Here is a 16,613-nt window from a genome sequence, read left to right as displayed (position 1 = left end):
CGTAGAGGCTGTGAATTCATTGCTGCAAGCGGCCAAAGCCAAGGCCCGTGGCTACGGCACAACCGACCACTTCATCGCTATGGCCTTCTTGATTGCTGGCAAGCTTTCTCACTTACCTCCCAATCCGCTTCAAAAAGCAAGGATTCGTCCATGATCTGAGTGGGGGTAGTGGTGTACCACCCGAAACGGAAGAGAGCCGGCTTTTAGGCATGCAGCGCACACCCCTATTGCACAAGGCGCTACATATTAAATAGCAAATCAACCATTGGCGCGTCCCGACAACTTGTGCCAACATGCAAACACCTTGGCTATATGGGCGCTGCAAAGCGGTAAAGCATGAAACTGAGTCTCAAACTTCCGCTGGCATTTGCAGCGGCAATGGTCTTGGTGCTGTGTGCAGCGCTGTTTGGCATCTACCAGTTGAACCAGTCGCTCAACACGTACCAGACCACAGTGCAATCGCGCAACGCCGACGAACGCGCCATTGGCCATTTGCTCAACGACTTCAAGGTGCAGGTGCAAGAGTGGAAAAACATCTTGCTGCGCGGCAAAAATCCAGACCAGTTAGCCCGCTACTGGAAAGCGTTTGAAACCAAGGAAAGTGAAATTTCCCAGGCGGCCAGCAGCCTACGGCAGACCCTTCCGCCAGGAGAAGGCCGCAACCTGGTCGAACGCTTTGCCCAAGCCCACCAAACCATGGGAGCGGCCTACCGCAAGGGGCTGGAAGCCTTCAAAGCCGCCAACTTCGACTCCAGCGTGGGCGACAAAGCCGTGCAGGGCATGGACCGCGAACCCAGCAAACTGCTGGACGAGGCAGAAAAAGCGATCGGTGCCGACAGCCGCGCGGTGGCGGAGAGCGCCGCCCAAAACGGCCAACGCGCTACCACCATCAGCCTGACGGTGATGCTGCTGGTCTGTCTGGTCGTGATGTTGGCAGGATGGCGTTTCAGCCGCACCATCACCACCCGCATCGGCCATGCACTCAACGTTTCGCAGTCCGTGGCCCAGGGCGATTTGACTGCGGCCCAGGCGGTGACTGGCAAAGACGAACTGGCCAACCTGCTCAACGCCCTCAACAGCATGCAAACCAGCCTGGCCCAGGTCGTCGGCAGCGTGCGCGCCAGTGCCGAAAGCGTCTCCAGCGCCAGCTACCAAATCGCCGCAGGCAACCATGACCTGAGCGCCCGCACCGAAGCCCAGGCCTCGGCCCTGGAAGAAACTGCCGCCAGCATGGAAGAGCTGGGTGCCACCATCCAGCAAAACACCGACGGAGCCCTACAGGCCAACCAGTTGGCACAGCAGGCCTCCAGCGTGGCCGTACGCGGTTCCGAGATATTTAGCCGGGCAGCGGACACCATGACAGGCATTACCGACGCATCCAACAAGATTGCCGACATCGTTGGGGTGATCGACAGCATTGCCTTTCAAACCAACATCCTGGCATTGAACGCGGCGGTAGAAGCCGCCCGCGCCGGGGAGCAAGGCCGGGGTTTTGCGGTGGTGGCCAGCGAGGTGCGCCTGCTGGCACAACGCAGCGCCGATGCCGCCCGCGAGATCAAGGGCCTGATCCAGACCAGCGTGCAGCGTATGGCCCAGGGCACGGCGCTGGTCGATGAAAGCGGAGCGGCCATGCAGGACGTGGTGACCTCGATCCGCCGCCTGACCGACATCATGGGCGACATCAGTGCCGCCAGCCGCGAGCAAAGCACCGGGGTACGGCAAATCAGCGAAGCCGTCACCCAGATCGACCAGACCACCCAGCAAAACGCCGCCCTGGTCGAACAAAGCGCTGCCGCCGCCGACAGCCTGAAGCACCAGGCGGCCGAGCTGGTGCACACGGTATCGGTGTTCCGGCTGGGTGAAACACGGCTTTTAGCCTGAAGCGCACAGCGGTAAAACGGCACTGCGTGGCATGAGAAAATAATGGGTTAGCCCCCCGGCACCCACTTCAGGAAGAATCTCATGGACGCAGAACGCATCAACACCATTGGCAACCAACTCAGCAACCTGAGCGTGCGTACCGAAGATTTACGGAGGTATCTTTGACGTCGATACCAAAGCCGAACGCCTGCGCACCGTCAATGCCTCGCTAGAAGACCCGAGCGTCTGGAACGACCCTAAAAAAGCCCAAGAACTGGGCAAAGAAAAGAAGTCGCTCGACGCCGTGGTGCTGATGCTGGAAAAGCTCACCCGTGAACTGGCCGACAACACCGAACTGTTTGAGATGTCGAAGGAAGAAGGCGACGACGATGGCCTGATCACCATCGAGACGGACACTGCGGCGCTAGCCACCGAGGTCGAAACCCTCGAATTCCGCCGCATGTTCAACAATCCCGCAGACCCGCTGCCCTGCTTCCTGGACATCCAGGCCGGCGCGGGTGGCACGGAAGCCTGCGACTGGGCCAGCATGCTGCTGCGCCAGTACCTGCGCTACGCCGAACGCAAGGGCTTCACCGCCACGGTAGAAGACATCACCGACGGCGACACCGCAGGCATCAAGGGTGCCACCATCAAGATCGAGGGTGAATACGCCTTCGGCCTGCTGCGCACCGAGACCGGCGTACACCGCCTGGTGCGCAAATCGCCGTTTGATAGCTCGGGCGGCCGCCACACCAGCTTTGCCAGCGTGTTTGTCTACCCCGAGATCGACGACTCGATCCAGATCGACATCAACCCCAGCGACGTGCGCACCGACACCTTCCGCGCCAGCGGCGCAGGCGGCCAGCACATCAACAAGACCGACTCGGCCGTGCGCCTAACCCACTTGCCCACCGGCATCGTGGTGCAGTGCCAAGATGGCCGCAGCCAGCACAGCAACCGCGACGTGGCCTGGAAGCGCCTGCGTTCGCGCCTGTACGACTTCGAGCTGCGCAAGCAACAAGAAGCCCAGCAGAAGCTGGAAGACACCAAGACCGACGTGGGCTGGGGCCACCAGATCCGCAGCTACGTGCTGGACAACAGCCGCATCAAGGATTTGCGCACCAATGTCGAAGTCTCGGCCACCCAAAAGGTGCTGGACGGGGATTTGGACATCTTCATCGAAGCCTCCCTCAAGCAAGGCGTGTAATGCAAGCTCTTCTCTCGCAACCCGTGAAGGCCATCCTCTTCGACATGGACGGCACCATGATCGACTCCATGCCGCACCACACGTCCACCTGGCTGGACTTTGCCCAGAAGCACGGTGTGAATATGGAGATTGCCGAGCTGATGCGCCGCACCACGGGCCGCACCGGCCTGGAATGCGTGCGCCTGATCCTCGACCAGCCGGAGATGGAGGAAGGCCAGGCCTGGGCACTGGTGCACGAGAAAGAGCAGCTGTACCGCGACATCTTTGGCCCCATCTTCAAGGAAGTGGCGGGCTTCACCGCGTTCCACGCCGCCACCCGGGCGCGGGGCCTGAAGGTCGCCGTGGGCACGGCAGGCGACATCCACAACGTGGAATTCGCCTTGGGCCACTTGCAGATGAACCCGCCGCCCGATGCGATTGCGCGCGGCGATGAGGGTCTGAGCGGCAAGCCCACCCCCGCTATCTTTTTGGCAGCAGCACAGCGTATCGGCGTGCTGCCTGCGCACTGCATCGTGTTTGAAGACGCACCCTTTGGCATAGAAGCTGCACGCCGGGCCGGGATGCGCGCGGTTGCCATCTGCACCAGCAACACGCCCGAAGAACTGGCCGGGCCGCACGTGATTGCCACAGTGCGCAATTACGATGAACTTTTGCAATCGAATTTTCTAGGGAACCTCCATGTATCGTGAAGGACAGGCGACAGCCATCCACCGGGCCGACTACACCGCGCCCGCTTTCTGGATCGACACGGTGGAGCTGTGTTTCGATCTGGACCCGGCCAAAACCCGCGTGCTCAACAAGATGCGCATGCGCCGCAACCCCGATGTATCGCCCCAAGCGCTACGGCTGGACGGCGAAGAGCTGAACCTGGCCCGCGTACTGGTCAACGGCGGCGGGGCCTCGTTCAAGCTGGAGGGTAGCCAGCTGGTGCTGGAAAACCTGCCCGAGGACGGCAGCTTCGACCTGGAGATTTTCACCACCTGTGCGCCCATCAAAAACACCAAGCTGATGGGCTTGTTCGTCAGTAACGACACCTTCTTCACCCAGTGCGAGGCCGAGGGCTTTCGCCGCATCACCTACTTCCTGGACCGCCCGGACGTGATGGCCACCTACACCGTGCTGCTGCGCGCCGACAAGGCCAAGTACCCGGTGCTGTTGAGCAATGGCAACCTGGTGGACCACGGCCCCTTGGACGATGGCCGCCATTTCGCCAAGTGGGAAGACCCGTTCCGCAAGCCCGCCTACCTGTTCGCCCTGGTGGCGGGTCAATTGGTGAGCCGCGAGCAGCGCATCACCGCCCGCAACGGCAAAGACCACCTGCTGCAAGTCTTTGTGCGCCCCGGCGACCTGGACAAGACCGAGCACGCGATGCATTCGCTGATGGCGTCGATTGCCTGGGACGAAGCCCGCTTCAACCTGCCGCTGGACCTGGAACGCTTCATGATCGTCGCCACCAGCGACTTCAACATGGGCGCGATGGAAAACAAAGGCCTGAACATCTTCAACACCAAGTACGTGCTGGCCAACCAGGCCACCGCCACGGACACCGATTACGCGAATATCGAATCGGTGGTGGGCCACGAGTACTTCCACAACTGGAGCGGCAACCGGGTCACCTGCCGCGACTGGTTTCAGCTGAGCCTAAAAGAAGGCCTGACCGTCTTCCGCGACCAGGAATTCAGCCTGGACCTGTGCCGCGACCCGTCTGCCAAGGCCGTCAAGCGCATTGAAGACGTGCGCGTGCTGCGCACCGCCCAGTTCCCCGAAGATGCAGGCCCGATGGCCCACCCGGTGCGGCCCGACAGCTACATCGAGATCAACAACTTCTACACCGTCACCATCTACGAAAAAGGTGCGGAAGTGGTGCGCATGATGCAGACGCTGGTGGGCCGTGATGGTTTCGCCCAAGGCATGGCGCTGTACTTCAGCCGCTTCGACGGCCAAGCTGTAACCTGCGACGATTTCGCCCAGGCCATCGCCGATGCCAACCCGCAGTCCGATCTGGCGCGCCTGCTGCCCCAATTCAAGCGCTGGTACAGCCAGGCCGGTACGCCCCGTGTGCAGGCTATGGGCCACTTTGACGCAGCCGCCCGCAGCTACACGCTGACACTGACGCAAAGCTGCCCAAACACACCCGGCCAAGCGGACAAAGAAGCCTTCGTTATCCCCCTCGGCTTGGGCCTGCTGGCGCAAGACGGCACCGAGCTGGCGCTGCACATGGCAGATGGCTCCACCTTGGCGGCACCCTACACCTGGGTAATGACCGAAACCGTGGAAACACGCACTTTCGTCAATGTGGATGCCGAGCCCGTGCCCAGCATCCTGCGCGGCTTCTCGGCCCCGGTGGTGCTGGCGTTCGACTACACCGACGCCCAGTTGCTGGCCCTGCTGGCGCATGACACCGATGCCTTCAACCGCTGGGAAGCCGGGCAACGGTTGGCGGTGCGGTCTGCTATTAAATTAATAGCTAATTACGTAGATACCACGTGCGCCACGCCCTTAAATGATGCCTATATTGAGGCCATGCGCAGCGTCTTGCGGCATCCCGATCTGGATGCCGCCTTCAAAGAACTGGTGCTGACCCTGCCGTCGGAAACCTACCTGGCCGAGCAGCTGGACGTGGTCGATCCACAGCGCATCCACGCGGTACGCGAAGCCATGCGCAGCCAACTCGCGCAGGCCTTGGCCGCTGACTGGGCCTGGGTCTACGCCACCTACAGCGACACCGGTGCCTACTCGCCCGACCCGCGCTCCAGCGGCCGCCGCGCCCTGACCGGTATGGCCCTGAGCCAGCTGTGTCTGGCAGCGCTTGCCAGTGGCGACACGGTCTGGCCCGGCAAATCCTTGCAGCGCTTCAAGGATGCGGGCAACATGACCGACCGCTTCAACGCCCTGAGCGCCCTGGTCTCCAGCGGTCACCCGCTGGCGGCGCAGGCCCTGCCCCGCTTCCACGCCTTGTTCAAGGACGAGCCGCTGGTGCTGGACAAATGGTTTGCCCTGCAAGCCGGTGCCACCGACCGCAACGGCGACATCCTGCCCGCCGTGCGCCAGTTGCTCAAGCACCCCGACTTCAGCCTGCGCAACCCGAACCGCGCCCGCAGCGTGGTGTTCAGCTATTGCAGCGCCAACCCCGGAGCCTTCCACCGCAAGGATGCGGCAGGCTACGTATTCTGGAGTGAGCGCGTCATCGAACTAGACGGCATCAACCCCCAGGTGGCCGCCCGCTTGGCCCGCGCCCTGGATCGCTGGAAAAACCTGGCAGAACCCTACCGTAGCGCTGCCCGCGAAGCGCTGGTCCGCGTGGCCGCCAAAACCGACCTCAGCAACGACGTGCGCGAAGTCGTCTCCCGCGCACTCGCCGACTAAACAAGGAAACCCATGCCCCAAAACATCACCCTCACCCGCTACCTCGTCGAGCAACAACGCGTCAACGGCCTCATCCCATCGCAGCTGCGCTTGCTGATCGAAGTCGTGGCCCGCGCCTGCAAAGGCATCAGCCACGCCGTCAACAAAGGCGCGCTCGGTGGGGTGCTCGGCACAGCCGAATCCGAAAACGTGCAGGGCGAAATCCAGAAAAAGCTCGACATCATCGCCAACGAAGTGCTGATCGAAGCCAACGAATGGGGTGGCCACCTGGCCGCGATGGCGTCCGAAGAAATGGAAGACATCTACGCCGTGCCAAACCGCTACCCACAGGGCGAATACCTGCTGCTGTTCGACCCCCTGGATGGCTCCAGCAACATCGACGTCAACGTCAGCATCGGCACCATCTTCAGCGTGCTCAAAAAGCCCGACGGTGATGCGGCCGTGGGCGAACAAGACTTTCTGCAAGCCGGCCACAACCAGGTCGCTGCGGGCTACTGCGTCTACGGCCCGCAAACCACCCTGGTTCTCACCGTGGGCAATGGTGTCGCCATGTTCACCCTGGACCGCGAACAAGGCTCGTTCGTCCTCACGCAAGAAAACGTACAAATCCCGCCCGACACCAAAGAATTTGCCATCAATATGAGCAATATGCGCCACTGGGACACCCCGGTGAAGCAGTACGTAGACGACTGCCTGCAAGGCGTGGAAGGCCCACGCGGCAAAGACTTCAATATGCGCTGGATCGCCAGCATGGTGGCCGACGTACACCGCATCCTGACCCGTGGCGGCGTGTTCCTCTACCCCTGGGACAAACGCGAGCCCGGCAAGCCCGGCAAGCTGCGCCTAATGTACGAAGCCAACCCGATGGGCTGGCTGGTAGAGCAAGCCGGCGGCGCCGCCAGCACCGGCACCCAGCGCGTCCTCGACATCGTCCCGCAAAAACTCCACGAGCGCGTCAGCGTGGTACTGGGATCAAAAAATGAAGTCGCGCAAGTAGCCAGCTACTTCGCCAAGCTATAATTCGAGGCTAATGTGCCGGTGTAGCTCAGTCGGTAGAGCAGCTCATTCGTAATGAGAAGGTCGGGTGTTCGATTCATCTCTCCGGCACCACATACCCAAAAGCCCGCTGCTGTTAAAAGTAGCGGGCTTTTTCATGTCCGACAGTCAAGTCAAGGAAGAATTCCGCAGACAAGGCTATAATCATAGGCTTTACTGAATTTTGTGGGCTCCTCCAAGAGCTAGCAGGGTTGGGTAAATTACTTTTACCGCCACCTTTATGGATGGCGAGGTGCGGCAAATGCCGTTAATTGGTCTGGGCAGCTTATCTGCCGCCCCGGCTCTGATTGGAGTGTCCTCATGGCACGCGTATGTGAAGTAACGGGCAAAGGCCCAATGACGGGGAACAATGTCTCCCACGCCAACAACAAAACCAAGCGCCGGTTTCTGCCAAACCTGCAATACCGCCGCTTCTGGGTCGAAACAGAAAACCGTTGGATCCGCTTGCGCATCTCCAACGCAGGTCTGCGTTTGATCGACAAAAACGGTATCGACTCTGTGCTCGCCGATTTGCGCGCACGTGGCCAAGCATAAGGAGCTGAATCATGGCAACCAAAGGCGGACGCGAAAAAATCAAGCTGGAATCTACAGCCGGTACGGGGCACTTCTACACCACGACCAAAAACAAGAAAACCATGCCCGAGAAAATGTTGATCAGCAAGTTTGATCCCAAAGCTCGCAAGCATGTGGACTACAAAGAAATCAAGCTGAAGTAATTCAGACTGGTCTTTGTACCCCCAAAAAAACCCGCTCGATACGCAAATTATCTAGCGGGTTTTTTTATGCTCCAGCGATTAAAGGCACTGGGGGCAGGGAAAACCCATAGCGCCTAAAATCGTCCTGTGACCTCCATACTCAACGCCGACCTCCATTGCCACTCGGTCGTCTCCGACGGCACCCTCACCCCCGAACAACTTGCGGCCCGCGCCAGCGCCAACGGCGTAGAACTGTGGGCACTGACCGACCACGACGAGGTGGGCGGCCAGCAACGCGCCGCTGCCGCTGCCAAGGCACACGGCATGCGTTACCTCACCGGGGTGGAAATTTCGGTCACCTTTGCCCGTGAAACCGTACACATCGTCGGCCTGGGTTTTGACGCCAACAGCCCGCTGATGCAGCACGGCCTGGAAGCCACGCGCGGTGGCCGGGGACCACGGGCAATGGAAATGGCGGCAGGCTTGGCTGCCGCAGGAATTCCCCATGCTTATGAGGGCGCACTCAAGTTTGTGGGCAATCCGGAGCTAATTTCACGCACCCATTTCGCCCGCTTTCTGGTCGAATCTGGCGCATGCGTAGACACCTACGAGGTGTTTCGCAAATACCTGACCGAAGGCAAACCCGGCTACGTGCCGCACCGCTGGGCATCGCTCAAGGATGCGGTGGGCTGGATCACCCAAACCGGCGGCATCGCCGTGATTGCGCACCCCGGGCGCTACAAATTTACCGCCAACGAAGAGTACGCCCTGTTCAGCGAATTCAAGGCCCACGGCGGGCGCGGAGTCGAAGTCGTCACCGGCAGCCACACCGTGGCCGAATACACCGAATATGCCGACGTGGCCCGTGAATTTGGCCTGGCGGCCTCGCGCGGCAGCGACTTTCACTGCCCGGTGGAGAGCCGCACCGACCTGGGCACCCTGCCCTACCTGCCGGGGGATCTGACCCCGGTGTGGGAGCTGCTGGCGGACCGCATCCAGTGAGCCGCCCCCGCTCTGCGCTCGCCGGCATTGCGCTGGTGCTGGTGGCTGTGGCGTGCTTTGCCGTACTGGACACCACCACCAAATGGACCACCGCCAGCGTGCCCTTACTGATGGCGCTGTGGTTTCGCTATGCCTTCCAGGCCACCGTCACCACTGCCACCATGCTGCCCATACGGGGCCGGGCCTTGCTGCGCACCGCGCACCCCAAATTCCAATGCCTGCGCGGCGTGCTGTTGCTGCTGACCAGCGTGTTCGCGTTTCTGAGCCTCAAGTTCATGCCGGTGGGCGAATTCACTGCGATTGTGATGATTACGCCGCTGGTGATCACCTTGGTGGCCGCTGTGCTGGGCGAACGCGTATCGGGCCTGCGCTGGCTGCTGGTGGCCGGGGGCTTTGTGGGCACTTTGGTCATCATCCGGCCCGGCGGTGAAACCTTCCACTGGGCCATGCTGCTACCGCTGGCGGTGGTAGCGTGCAACGCTTGGTTCCAGGTACTGACCAGCACACTCGCCCGGACCGAAGACCCGCTGACCATGCATTTCTACACTGGCTGGATTGGCACGCTGGTGGCCTCGCTGGCTGTGCCTTTTGTCTGGGAAACCATCCACGACTGGCATTTATGGGCCGGCATGGTGGTGATGGGCGCGATGGCCAGCATCGGCCATTTTTTGCTGATCCTGGCCTACACCCGCGCTCCATCGGCCACGCTGATGCCGTTTTTGTACGGGCAAATTGGTTTTGCCATGCTGGGCGGCTGGCTAGCGTTTGACCATGTGCCCGACCAGTGGGCCACACTGGGCATCATCCTGGTGGCCCTGTGCGGTGCTGCCGGTGCCTGGCTGACCGTGCGGGAAAGCCGCATTTCACGGCAAGTACCCCCCACTTAAAATCACCACCCTATGGCCCAACACTTTGAAATTCACCCCGACAACCCGCAAGCCCGCTTGCTGAAACAAACCGTGGCCCTGTTGGGCCAGGGCAAGCTGGTGGCCGTGCCCACCGATTCCAGCTACGCACTGGTGTGCCACCTGGACGACAAGGCCGCCGCCGACCTGCTGCGCCGCACCCGGGGCGTGGACGACAAGCACCACCTGACCTTGCTGTGCCGCGACCTCAGCGAGCTGGCCAACTACGCCCGCGTAGACAACAAACAGTACCGCCTGCTCAAAGCCGCTACGCCTGGCCCCTACACCTTTATTCTGGAAGCCAGCAAGGAAGTGCCGCGCCGCCTGAGCCACCCGTCGCGCAAGACCATTGGCCTGCGCGTACCCGATCACAAAACCCTGCAAGCCCTGCTGGAGCTGCACGGCGGCCCGCTGCTGGCCACCACGCTGATTCCGCCGGGTGAAACCGAGCCACTGAACGACGCGCACGCCATCCGCGACATGTTTGAACACCAGATTGCCGCCGTGCTGGATGCCGGGGCCTGCCCGCTGGAGCCCACCACCGTGATCGACCTAACCGAAATGGGCAGTGGCGGTGATCCGGTGCTGGTGCGCCAGGGCCGTGGCGACCTGGCCTCCATCGGCTTGTAATTTTTTAAAGAAAACCCCGTGGATATTGCCAACCTGATCCAGACCGTCATGGTCTATGCCCTGCCCGTGCTGTTTGCCATCACGGTGCACGAAGCCGCCCACGGCTATGTGGCCCGGTATTTTGGCGACAACACCGCCGCACGGCTGGGCCGCATCACGCTCAACCCGATGAAACACATCGACCCGGTGGGCACTATTCTGATGCCGCTGATGCTGTACTTCGCCACCTCGGGCACCTTTCTGTTTGGCTATGCCAAGCCGGTACCGGTCAACTTTGGTAACCTGCGCAACCCCAAACGCGACATGGTGTGGGTGGCGTTGGCGGGCCCGGGTGCCAACCTCATCCAGGCATTCTTGTGGGGCGTGCTGATGTATCTGCTTGTGGCCACCGGCACCACAGAGCCGTTTTTCCTCAAGATGTGCAAGGCAGGCATGCTGGTCAACGTGGTGATGTTCGCCTTCAATCTGTTTCCGCTGCCGCCGCTAGACGGGGGCCGTATTCTGGTGGGGCTGCTGCCCTACCGCCAAGCGGTAATGGTCTCGCGCATTGAGCCCTGGGGGTTTTTCATCGTGATGGGTCTGGTGATTGCGGGTGTTATCAGCACGCTGTGGATGCAGCCTGTCATGGGCCTGACGTTTGGCTTGCTCCAGCTGCTGCTGAGCCCACTGTCCTTTTTGATTTCTTGAATTCTCCATGACCACTTCTCGTGCGACCTCCCGTGTCCTTACCGGCATCACCACCTCCGGCACCCCCCACCTGGGCAACTACGTGGGCTCCATCCGCCCGTCGGTGCGCGCCAGCCTGGCCCCCGGTGTGGAGAGCTTCTACTTCCTGGCCGACTACCACGCGCTGATCAAGACCTGCGACCCGGCCCGCATCCAGCGCTCCACGCTGGAGATTGCCGCCAGCTGGCTCGCCGCCGGGCTGGACCCGAGCCGCGTGGCCTTTTACCGCCAGTCCGACATCCCCGAAATCCCTGAGCTCACCTGGCTGCTGACCTGCATGACGGCCAAGGGCTTGCTCAACCGCGCCCACGCCTACAAGGCATCGGTAGACAAAAACACCGCCGCCCAGGCCGACCCGGATGCCGACATCAACGCCGGGCTGTTCATGTACCCGGTGCTGATGGCCGCCGACATCGTGATGTTCAACGCGCACAAGGTGCCGGTGGGCCGCGACCAGATCCAGCATATCGAGATGGCCCGCGACATCGCCCAGCGCTTCAACCACAGCTACGGCGAGCACTTTGTGCTGCCCGAGGCGCTGATTGAAGAATCCGTGGCCACCCTGCCCGGCCTGGATGGCCGCAAGATGAGCAAGAGCTACGACAACACGATTCCGCTGTTCGCCCCACGTGCCGAGCTGCGCAAGTTGATTGCCGGCATCGTCACCGACTCACGCGCCCCCGGCGAAGCCAAGGACACCGAGGGCTCGGCCCTGTTCCAGATCTACCAGGCCTTTGCCAGCGAAGAGGAAACCGCCCAGTTCCGCCAAGCCTATGCCGACGGTATCGCCTGGGGTGACGCGAAACAAACCCTGTTCGAGCGCATCGACCGCGAAGTCGCCCCCATGCGCGATGCCTACCAGCGCTATATGGACAACCCTGGCGAGGTGGAAACCATCCTGCGCGCTGGCGCCCTCAAGGCCCGCCAGACCGCCACCCCCTTCATCGCCAAATTACGCCACGCCGTCGGCCTGCGCGACCTGAACGCCCAGGCCACGCAAAAGTCTGCCAAGGTGGCCAAAGCGGCACTGCCCAGCTTCAAGCAGTACCGCGAAGCGGACGGGCTATTCCACTTCAAGCTGGTGGATGCCCAAGGGCGTTTGCTGTTGCTGAGTGCCGGATTTGCCGCGCCCAAAGACGCAGGCACGGCAATCCGCCAGTTGCAGGCCGAAGGCATCTCTGCGCTGGGCAACTTGCAGCCCGCCGACGGGGTCACCGTAGATGAAGTGACCCTCGCCCTGGAAGCACTCCAGACGGTTTAAAAAGTACCCGGTTAAAAAGTACCCGGATAAGCCCCGCCATCGGCCAGCACGTTCTGGCCGGTGATGTAGCCCGCATGCGTGCTGCACAAAAACGCGCAGATGGCCCCGAACTCCTCCGGCGTGCCAAAGCGCTGGGCCGGAATGGTTTTGCGGCGTGCATCGGCCACTGCGTCGGCGTTTTGCCCCGTTTTGGCGGCGGCACCTTGCATATTGCTGCGCAGGCGGTCGGTGTCGAAGGCACCGGGCAGCAGGTTATTGATGGTCACACCCTGCCCGGCCAACGGGCTGCGCGCTACACCGGCCACAAAACCCGTCAGACCGCTGCGTGCACCGTTGCTCAGGCCCAGCACGTCGATGGGGGCCTTTACGGCACTGCTGGTGATGTTGACGATACGGCCAAAGCCGCGCGCCGCCATGCCGTCTACCGTAGCCTTGATGAGTTCGATGGGGGTCAGCATATTGGCATCTACCGCCTTGATCCAGGTGTCACGGTCCCAGCTGCGGAAGTCGCCGGTGGGAGGGCCACCCGCGTTGGTGACCACGATGTCGAAGTCTTGGCGGATGGCGAACACGGCGGCCCGGCCTTCGGGCGTGGTGATATCTGCGGCACAAAATAGCACTTCTGCGCTGGTATTACCTGCGTAGTCAGCTATTAATTGCATAGCAGCCGCCTCCAGCACATCCACACCACGCGCCACGATCAGCACGTTCACCCCCTCGCGCACCAGCGCCTGCGCGCACCCTAGCCCCAGGCCTTTGCTGGCCCCACACACCAAGGCCCAACGGCCAGAAATTCCCAAGTCCATGATTTTTCCTTTACGTTATACGAAGATTCAGCGCCCACTGCGGGTAAACACATAAATGCCGGCCACCACCAGCACCGTACCAGCCGCCACCCAGGCGGTAAACGGCTCGCCCAAAATCACCACACCCATCAAAATCGTAGACAGCGGCCCCACCATGCCGACCTGTGCGGTCAGGCCCGAACCCAGGCGCTCAATGGCCATCATCACCATCAGCACCGGGACGGCCGTGCAGGCGGTGGCGTTCAAAACGGACAGCCAAATGACTTCAGGCGCCACCAGGGCCGCCGACATCGGGCGTAGCAGCACAAACTGCAACAAACACAGCAGGCAGGCCACGCTAGTCGCCAAGCCCACCAGCCGCAACGAACCCAGACGCTGCACCATCTGGCCGCTGTAGACCAAATAGATGGCGTAGCTGACCGCACTGCCGAACACCAGCACCGCCCCCAAGCCCGCGTTTGCACCCTGTACGTTGATCTCGTGGCCAAACACCAGCACCACACCGCCGTAGCACACGGCCATGCCCAGGGCCTGGGTGCGGCTGATGGATTTGCGGTACAGCACCCAGCCCAGCAGCACCACCAGGGTGGGATTTAGGTACAGGATGAGCCGCTCCAGCGAGGCGCTGATATAGCCCAGACCGGCAAAGTCCAGAAAACTGGCCAGGTAGTAGCCGGTGAAGCCCAGGCCCAACACGCCCCACCAGTCCTTGCGCGTCAACGGCGGTTTACCACGGCTGGCCCACCAGGCCATCACGGCAAAGATGGGCAGCGCAAACAGCATGCGGTACATGATGAGCGTGACCGCATCCACCCCAAAACGGTAGGCCAGCTTGACGATGATGGCTTTGCCGCTGAAGGCGATGGAGCCCACAAGGGCGAGTAGCAAGCCGGATGCTCTGTTTTTTGTAGCCACTGGTGTAGATGGAATAAGCGCTGGAGCCCCATTTTATGTAAAACACTGGGTCGACTGCATAGCCGATGGCGATGCCCCTATCGCCAAAAAAAATGGCACCCGAAGGTGCCATTTTTCAAGAGACGGAGGGGTCTTACTCTTCGACAAACGCTTCTTCGCGCTTGTTCTTCACCGCAGGCAGCAGCACGATGATGACCATCAGGGCCGCCACCGCCAACAGGCTGGCCGACAGGCCACGGGTCACAAACACGCTCCAGTCGCCACGCGACAGCAGCAGTGCGCGGCGCAAGTTTTCTTCCATCATCGGGCCCAGAATCAGGCCCAACAACAAGGGCGCGGGCTCGCAACCCAGCTTGTTGAACAGATAGCCCAAGAAGCCAAAGCCTGCCACCAGCCAGATGTCGAAGGTGTTGTTGTTGGTGGAGTACACGCCAATCGCACAGAACAGCACGATGGACGGGAACAGGAAGCGGTAGGGCACCGACAGCAGCTTGATCCACATGCCGATCAGCGGCAGGTTCAAGATCACCAGCATCAGGTTACCGATCCACATCGAAGCGATCAGGCCCCAGAACAACTCGGGGTTGCTGGTCATCACCTGCGGGCCGGGCTGGATGTTGTGGATGGTCATGGCACCCACCATCAGCGCCATCACGGCGTTGGGTGGAATGCCCAGCGTCAGCAACGGGATGAAGGAAGTTTGCGCACCGGCGTTGTTGGCCGACTCGGGGCCCGCCACGCCACGGATGTTGCCCTTGCCGAAAGGCACTTCACCGGGCTTCATCTTCATCTTCTTTTCCAGCGCGTAGCTGGCAAACGAGGCCAGCAAGGCACCGCCACCGGGCAAGATGCCCAGGGCCGAACCCAGCATGGTGCCGCGCAACATGGCCGGGGCCATGTCCTTGAAGTCCTGCTTGGTGGGGAACATGCCGCTGACCTTGGCGGTAAACACCTCGCGGTCGTCCTCCGGCTGGGCCAGGTTGCTGATGATTTCACCGTAACCGAACACACCCATAGCGATGGCCACAAAGCCCAGACCGTCGGTCAGTTCAGGGATGTCGAAGCTGAAACGGGCCACGCCCGAATTCACGTCGGTGCCGACCAGACCAATCAACAGGCCCAGCAGAATCATGGCCACCGCCTTGAGCAGCGAACCCGATGCCAGCACCACCGCACCAATCAGGCCCAGGACCATCAGCGAGAAGTATTCGGCCGGGCCGAACTTGAAGGCGATCTCGGTCAGCGGGGGCGCAAAGGCCGCCAGAATCAGCGTGCCCACCGAACCGGCAAAGAACGAGCCAATACCCGCCGCCGCCAACGCCGGCCCCGCCCTGCCCTGGCGGGCCATCTGGTAACCGTCAATGGCCGTGACCACCGACGATGATTCGCCCGGCAGATTGACCAAAATGGCGGTGGTGGAGCCACCGTACTGCGCGCCGTAATAGATACCGGCCAGCATGATCAGCGCCGACACAGGCGGCAGCGCATACGTGGCGGGCAGCAGCATGGCGATAGTGGCCACCGGGCCAATACCGGGCAGCACACCGATCAAGGTGCCCAAAATACAACCCACCAACGCATACATCAGGTTGATGGGGGTGAAGGCGACGCCGAAGCCCAGCGCCAGATTACTCAGCAAATCCATGAAAACCCCTTAACCTGTGATGAATGTGGGCCAGACCTGGATCTGCAACTTGAGCAGCAGGATGAAGGCGAGGTAGCTGCCGATGGCCAGCACGGTGGCCAGAATCAGCACGTCGCGCAGCACAAACTTTTCGCCCGCTTTGGCGGAAATCAGCGTTAGTGCGTAGATCGCAATGATCAGGCCCATCGCTGGCAACCCGATGCTGGGCAAGCCGCCCAACAGCACGCCAAATGCCAGGTTGGAACCCAGGATGAAGAACACCGGACGCCAGGCCCATTTGCCGATCTTGTCACCGCTCTCGGTTTCCGTGACCAGCGCCTTGAAGGTAATGATGGCCCCCAAAATCGCCATCACCACACCCAGCACCAACGGGAAATAGCCCGGGCCCATGCGGGCACCGGTGCCTACGGTGTAGGTAGTGGCACCCCAGGCAAAGGCGATCCCGATGCCCATGAACATGAGCCCCGAGAAGAAGTCTTTTTGACTTTTAATTAACATGTACGGTCCTCCCAAAAATTACAAATCGGTCACAAAAATAC

General features: G+C 61.4%; 16 protein-coding genes, 1 tRNA gene and 1 pseudogene. 14 read left to right on the top strand and 4 right to left on the bottom strand.

What is annotated here, in order from left to right; translation table 11 throughout:
- From AC0969_RS11575 to AC0969_RS11510, 14 genes and pseudogenes are all read left to right on the top strand, one after another.
- Window positions 1-154: pseudogene (locus AC0969_RS11575) on the top strand (ISL3 family transposase); the annotation flags it as partial.
- Window positions 155-336: 182 nt separating this feature from the next.
- Window positions 337-1,881, top strand: a complete 1,545-nt coding sequence (locus AC0969_RS11570) for a methyl-accepting chemotaxis protein (RefSeq protein WP_479624290.1) — start codon at window positions 337-339, stop codon at window positions 1,879-1,881.
- Window positions 1,882-1,962: 81 nt separating this feature from the next.
- Window positions 1,963-3,067 (top strand): peptide chain release factor 2 gene (gene prfB, locus AC0969_RS11565; RefSeq protein WP_479624289.1). Its coding sequence is split into 2 segments (ribosomal slippage): window positions 1,963-2,043 and window positions 2,045-3,067, totalling 1,104 coding nucleotides; the frame shifts between segments, so codons are not numbered across the junction.
- Window positions 3,067-3,756 (top strand): HAD family hydrolase, encoded by a 690-nt coding sequence (locus AC0969_RS11560; RefSeq protein WP_479624288.1) that lies wholly within the window; start codon window positions 3,067-3,069, stop codon window positions 3,754-3,756. The genes prfB and AC0969_RS11560 overlap by 1 nt, the downstream gene beginning before the upstream one ends.
- Window positions 3,746-6,433 (top strand): aminopeptidase N, encoded by a 2,688-nt coding sequence (pepN, locus tag AC0969_RS11555; RefSeq protein ID WP_479624287.1) that lies wholly within the window; start codon window positions 3,746-3,748, stop codon window positions 6,431-6,433. Before AC0969_RS11560 ends, pepN begins: the two co-directional genes overlap by 11 nt.
- 12 nt (window positions 6,434-6,445) lie before the next feature.
- Window positions 6,446-7,453 carry a class 1 fructose-bisphosphatase gene (locus AC0969_RS11550; protein ID WP_479624286.1) on the top strand — a complete coding sequence of 336 codons (1,008 nt, stop codon included), beginning with the start codon at window positions 6,446-6,448 and terminating at the stop codon, window positions 7,451-7,453.
- A gap of 14 nt (window positions 7,454-7,467) precedes the next feature.
- Window positions 7,468-7,543, top strand: a tRNA-Thr gene (locus AC0969_RS11545).
- A gap of 246 nt (window positions 7,544-7,789) precedes the next feature.
- A complete protein-coding gene (gene rpmB / locus AC0969_RS11540) occupies window positions 7,790-8,023 on the top strand; it encodes a 50S ribosomal protein L28 (protein ID WP_295958977.1) in 234 nt (77 codons plus the stop codon).
- A gap of 11 nt (window positions 8,024-8,034) precedes the next feature.
- Window positions 8,035-8,205: a 50S ribosomal protein L33 gene (rpmG, locus tag AC0969_RS11535; protein ID WP_076198758.1), complete on the top strand. Its 171-nt coding sequence runs from the start codon at window positions 8,035-8,037 to the stop codon at window positions 8,203-8,205.
- A gap of 126 nt (window positions 8,206-8,331) precedes the next feature.
- Entirely contained in the window at window positions 8,332-9,186 is an 855-nt protein-coding gene (locus tag AC0969_RS11530; RefSeq protein WP_479624285.1) for a 3',5'-nucleoside bisphosphate phosphatase, read from the top strand.
- Window positions 9,183-10,073 (top strand): DMT family transporter, encoded by an 891-nt coding sequence (locus AC0969_RS11525; RefSeq protein ID WP_479624284.1) that lies wholly within the window; start codon window positions 9,183-9,185, stop codon window positions 10,071-10,073. Before AC0969_RS11530 ends, AC0969_RS11525 begins: the two co-directional genes overlap by 4 nt.
- A gap of 12 nt (window positions 10,074-10,085) precedes the next feature.
- Window positions 10,086-10,721, top strand: a complete 636-nt coding sequence (locus AC0969_RS11520) for an L-threonylcarbamoyladenylate synthase (protein WP_479624283.1) — start codon at window positions 10,086-10,088, stop codon at window positions 10,719-10,721.
- A gap of 18 nt (window positions 10,722-10,739) precedes the next feature.
- The gene (locus AC0969_RS11515) at window positions 10,740-11,408 is read left to right on the top strand and encodes a site-2 protease family protein (RefSeq protein ID WP_479624282.1); all 669 of its coding nucleotides are present in this window, start codon (window positions 10,740-10,742) and stop codon (window positions 11,406-11,408) included.
- Window positions 11,409-11,415: 7 nt separating this feature from the next.
- A complete protein-coding gene (locus tag AC0969_RS11510) occupies window positions 11,416-12,708 on the top strand; it encodes a tryptophan--tRNA ligase (protein WP_479624281.1) in 1,293 nt (430 codons plus the stop codon).
- Window positions 12,709-12,719: 11 nt separating this feature from the next.
- Here the strand turns inward: AC0969_RS11510 and AC0969_RS11505 are convergent, their stop codons facing one another.
- The 4 genes from AC0969_RS11505 to AC0969_RS11490 all read right to left on the bottom strand — a co-directional run bounded on the left by AC0969_RS11505 (window position 12,720) and on the right by AC0969_RS11490 (window position 16,572).
- On the bottom strand, window positions 12,720-13,514 hold the full coding sequence (locus AC0969_RS11505) for an SDR family oxidoreductase (protein WP_479624280.1): 795 nt from the start codon (window positions 13,512-13,514) through the stop codon (window positions 12,720-12,722).
- Window positions 13,515-13,541: 27 nt separating this feature from the next.
- Window positions 13,542-14,444 (bottom strand): DMT family transporter, encoded by a 903-nt coding sequence (locus tag AC0969_RS11500; RefSeq protein WP_479624295.1) that lies wholly within the window; start codon window positions 14,442-14,444, stop codon window positions 13,542-13,544.
- 118 nt (window positions 14,445-14,562) lie between these two features.
- Window positions 14,563-16,074, bottom strand: a complete 1,512-nt coding sequence (locus AC0969_RS11495; RefSeq protein WP_479624279.1) for a tripartite tricarboxylate transporter permease — start codon at window positions 16,072-16,074, stop codon at window positions 14,563-14,565.
- Between the two features lie 9 nt (window positions 16,075-16,083).
- Window positions 16,084-16,572: a tripartite tricarboxylate transporter TctB family protein gene (locus AC0969_RS11490; protein ID WP_479624278.1), complete on the bottom strand. Its 489-nt coding sequence runs from the start codon at window positions 16,570-16,572 to the stop codon at window positions 16,084-16,086.
- Between the last annotated feature and the right edge of the window lie 41 nt (window positions 16,573-16,613).

This window comes from Rhodoferax sp. LB1P47 (assembly GCF_056521445.1).
The sequence above is the reverse complement of the archived record's forward strand: the minus strand, read 5'-3'. Positions and strand labels throughout refer to the sequence as shown.

Coding starts and splice junctions, on each gene's coding strand:
- AC0969_RS11495 (WP_479624279.1), bottom strand. CDS start 16,074: ATGGATTTGCTGAGTAATCTGGCGCTGGGCTTCGGCGTCGCCTTCACC.
- pepN (WP_479624287.1), top strand. CDS start 3,746: ATGTATCGTGAAGGACAGGCGACAGCCATCCACCGGGCCGACTACACC.
- rpmB (WP_295958977.1), top strand. CDS start 7,790: ATGGCACGCGTATGTGAAGTAACGGGCAAAGGCCCAATGACGGGGAAC.
- AC0969_RS11550 (WP_479624286.1), top strand. CDS start 6,446: ATGCCCCAAAACATCACCCTCACCCGCTACCTCGTCGAGCAACAACGC.
- AC0969_RS11490 (WP_479624278.1), bottom strand. CDS start 16,572: ATGTTAATTAAAAGTCAAAAAGACTTCTTCTCGGGGCTCATGTTCATG.
- AC0969_RS11570 (WP_479624290.1), top strand. CDS start 337: ATGAAACTGAGTCTCAAACTTCCGCTGGCATTTGCAGCGGCAATGGTC.
- rpmG (WP_076198758.1), top strand. CDS start 8,035: ATGGCAACCAAAGGCGGACGCGAAAAAATCAAGCTGGAATCTACAGCC.
- AC0969_RS11510 (WP_479624281.1), top strand. CDS start 11,416: ATGACCACTTCTCGTGCGACCTCCCGTGTCCTTACCGGCATCACCACC.
- AC0969_RS11505 (WP_479624280.1), bottom strand. CDS start 13,514: ATGGACTTGGGAATTTCTGGCCGTTGGGCCTTGGTGTGTGGGGCCAGC.
- AC0969_RS11520 (WP_479624283.1), top strand. CDS start 10,086: ATGGCCCAACACTTTGAAATTCACCCCGACAACCCGCAAGCCCGCTTG.
- AC0969_RS11560 (WP_479624288.1), top strand. CDS start 3,067: ATGCAAGCTCTTCTCTCGCAACCCGTGAAGGCCATCCTCTTCGACATG.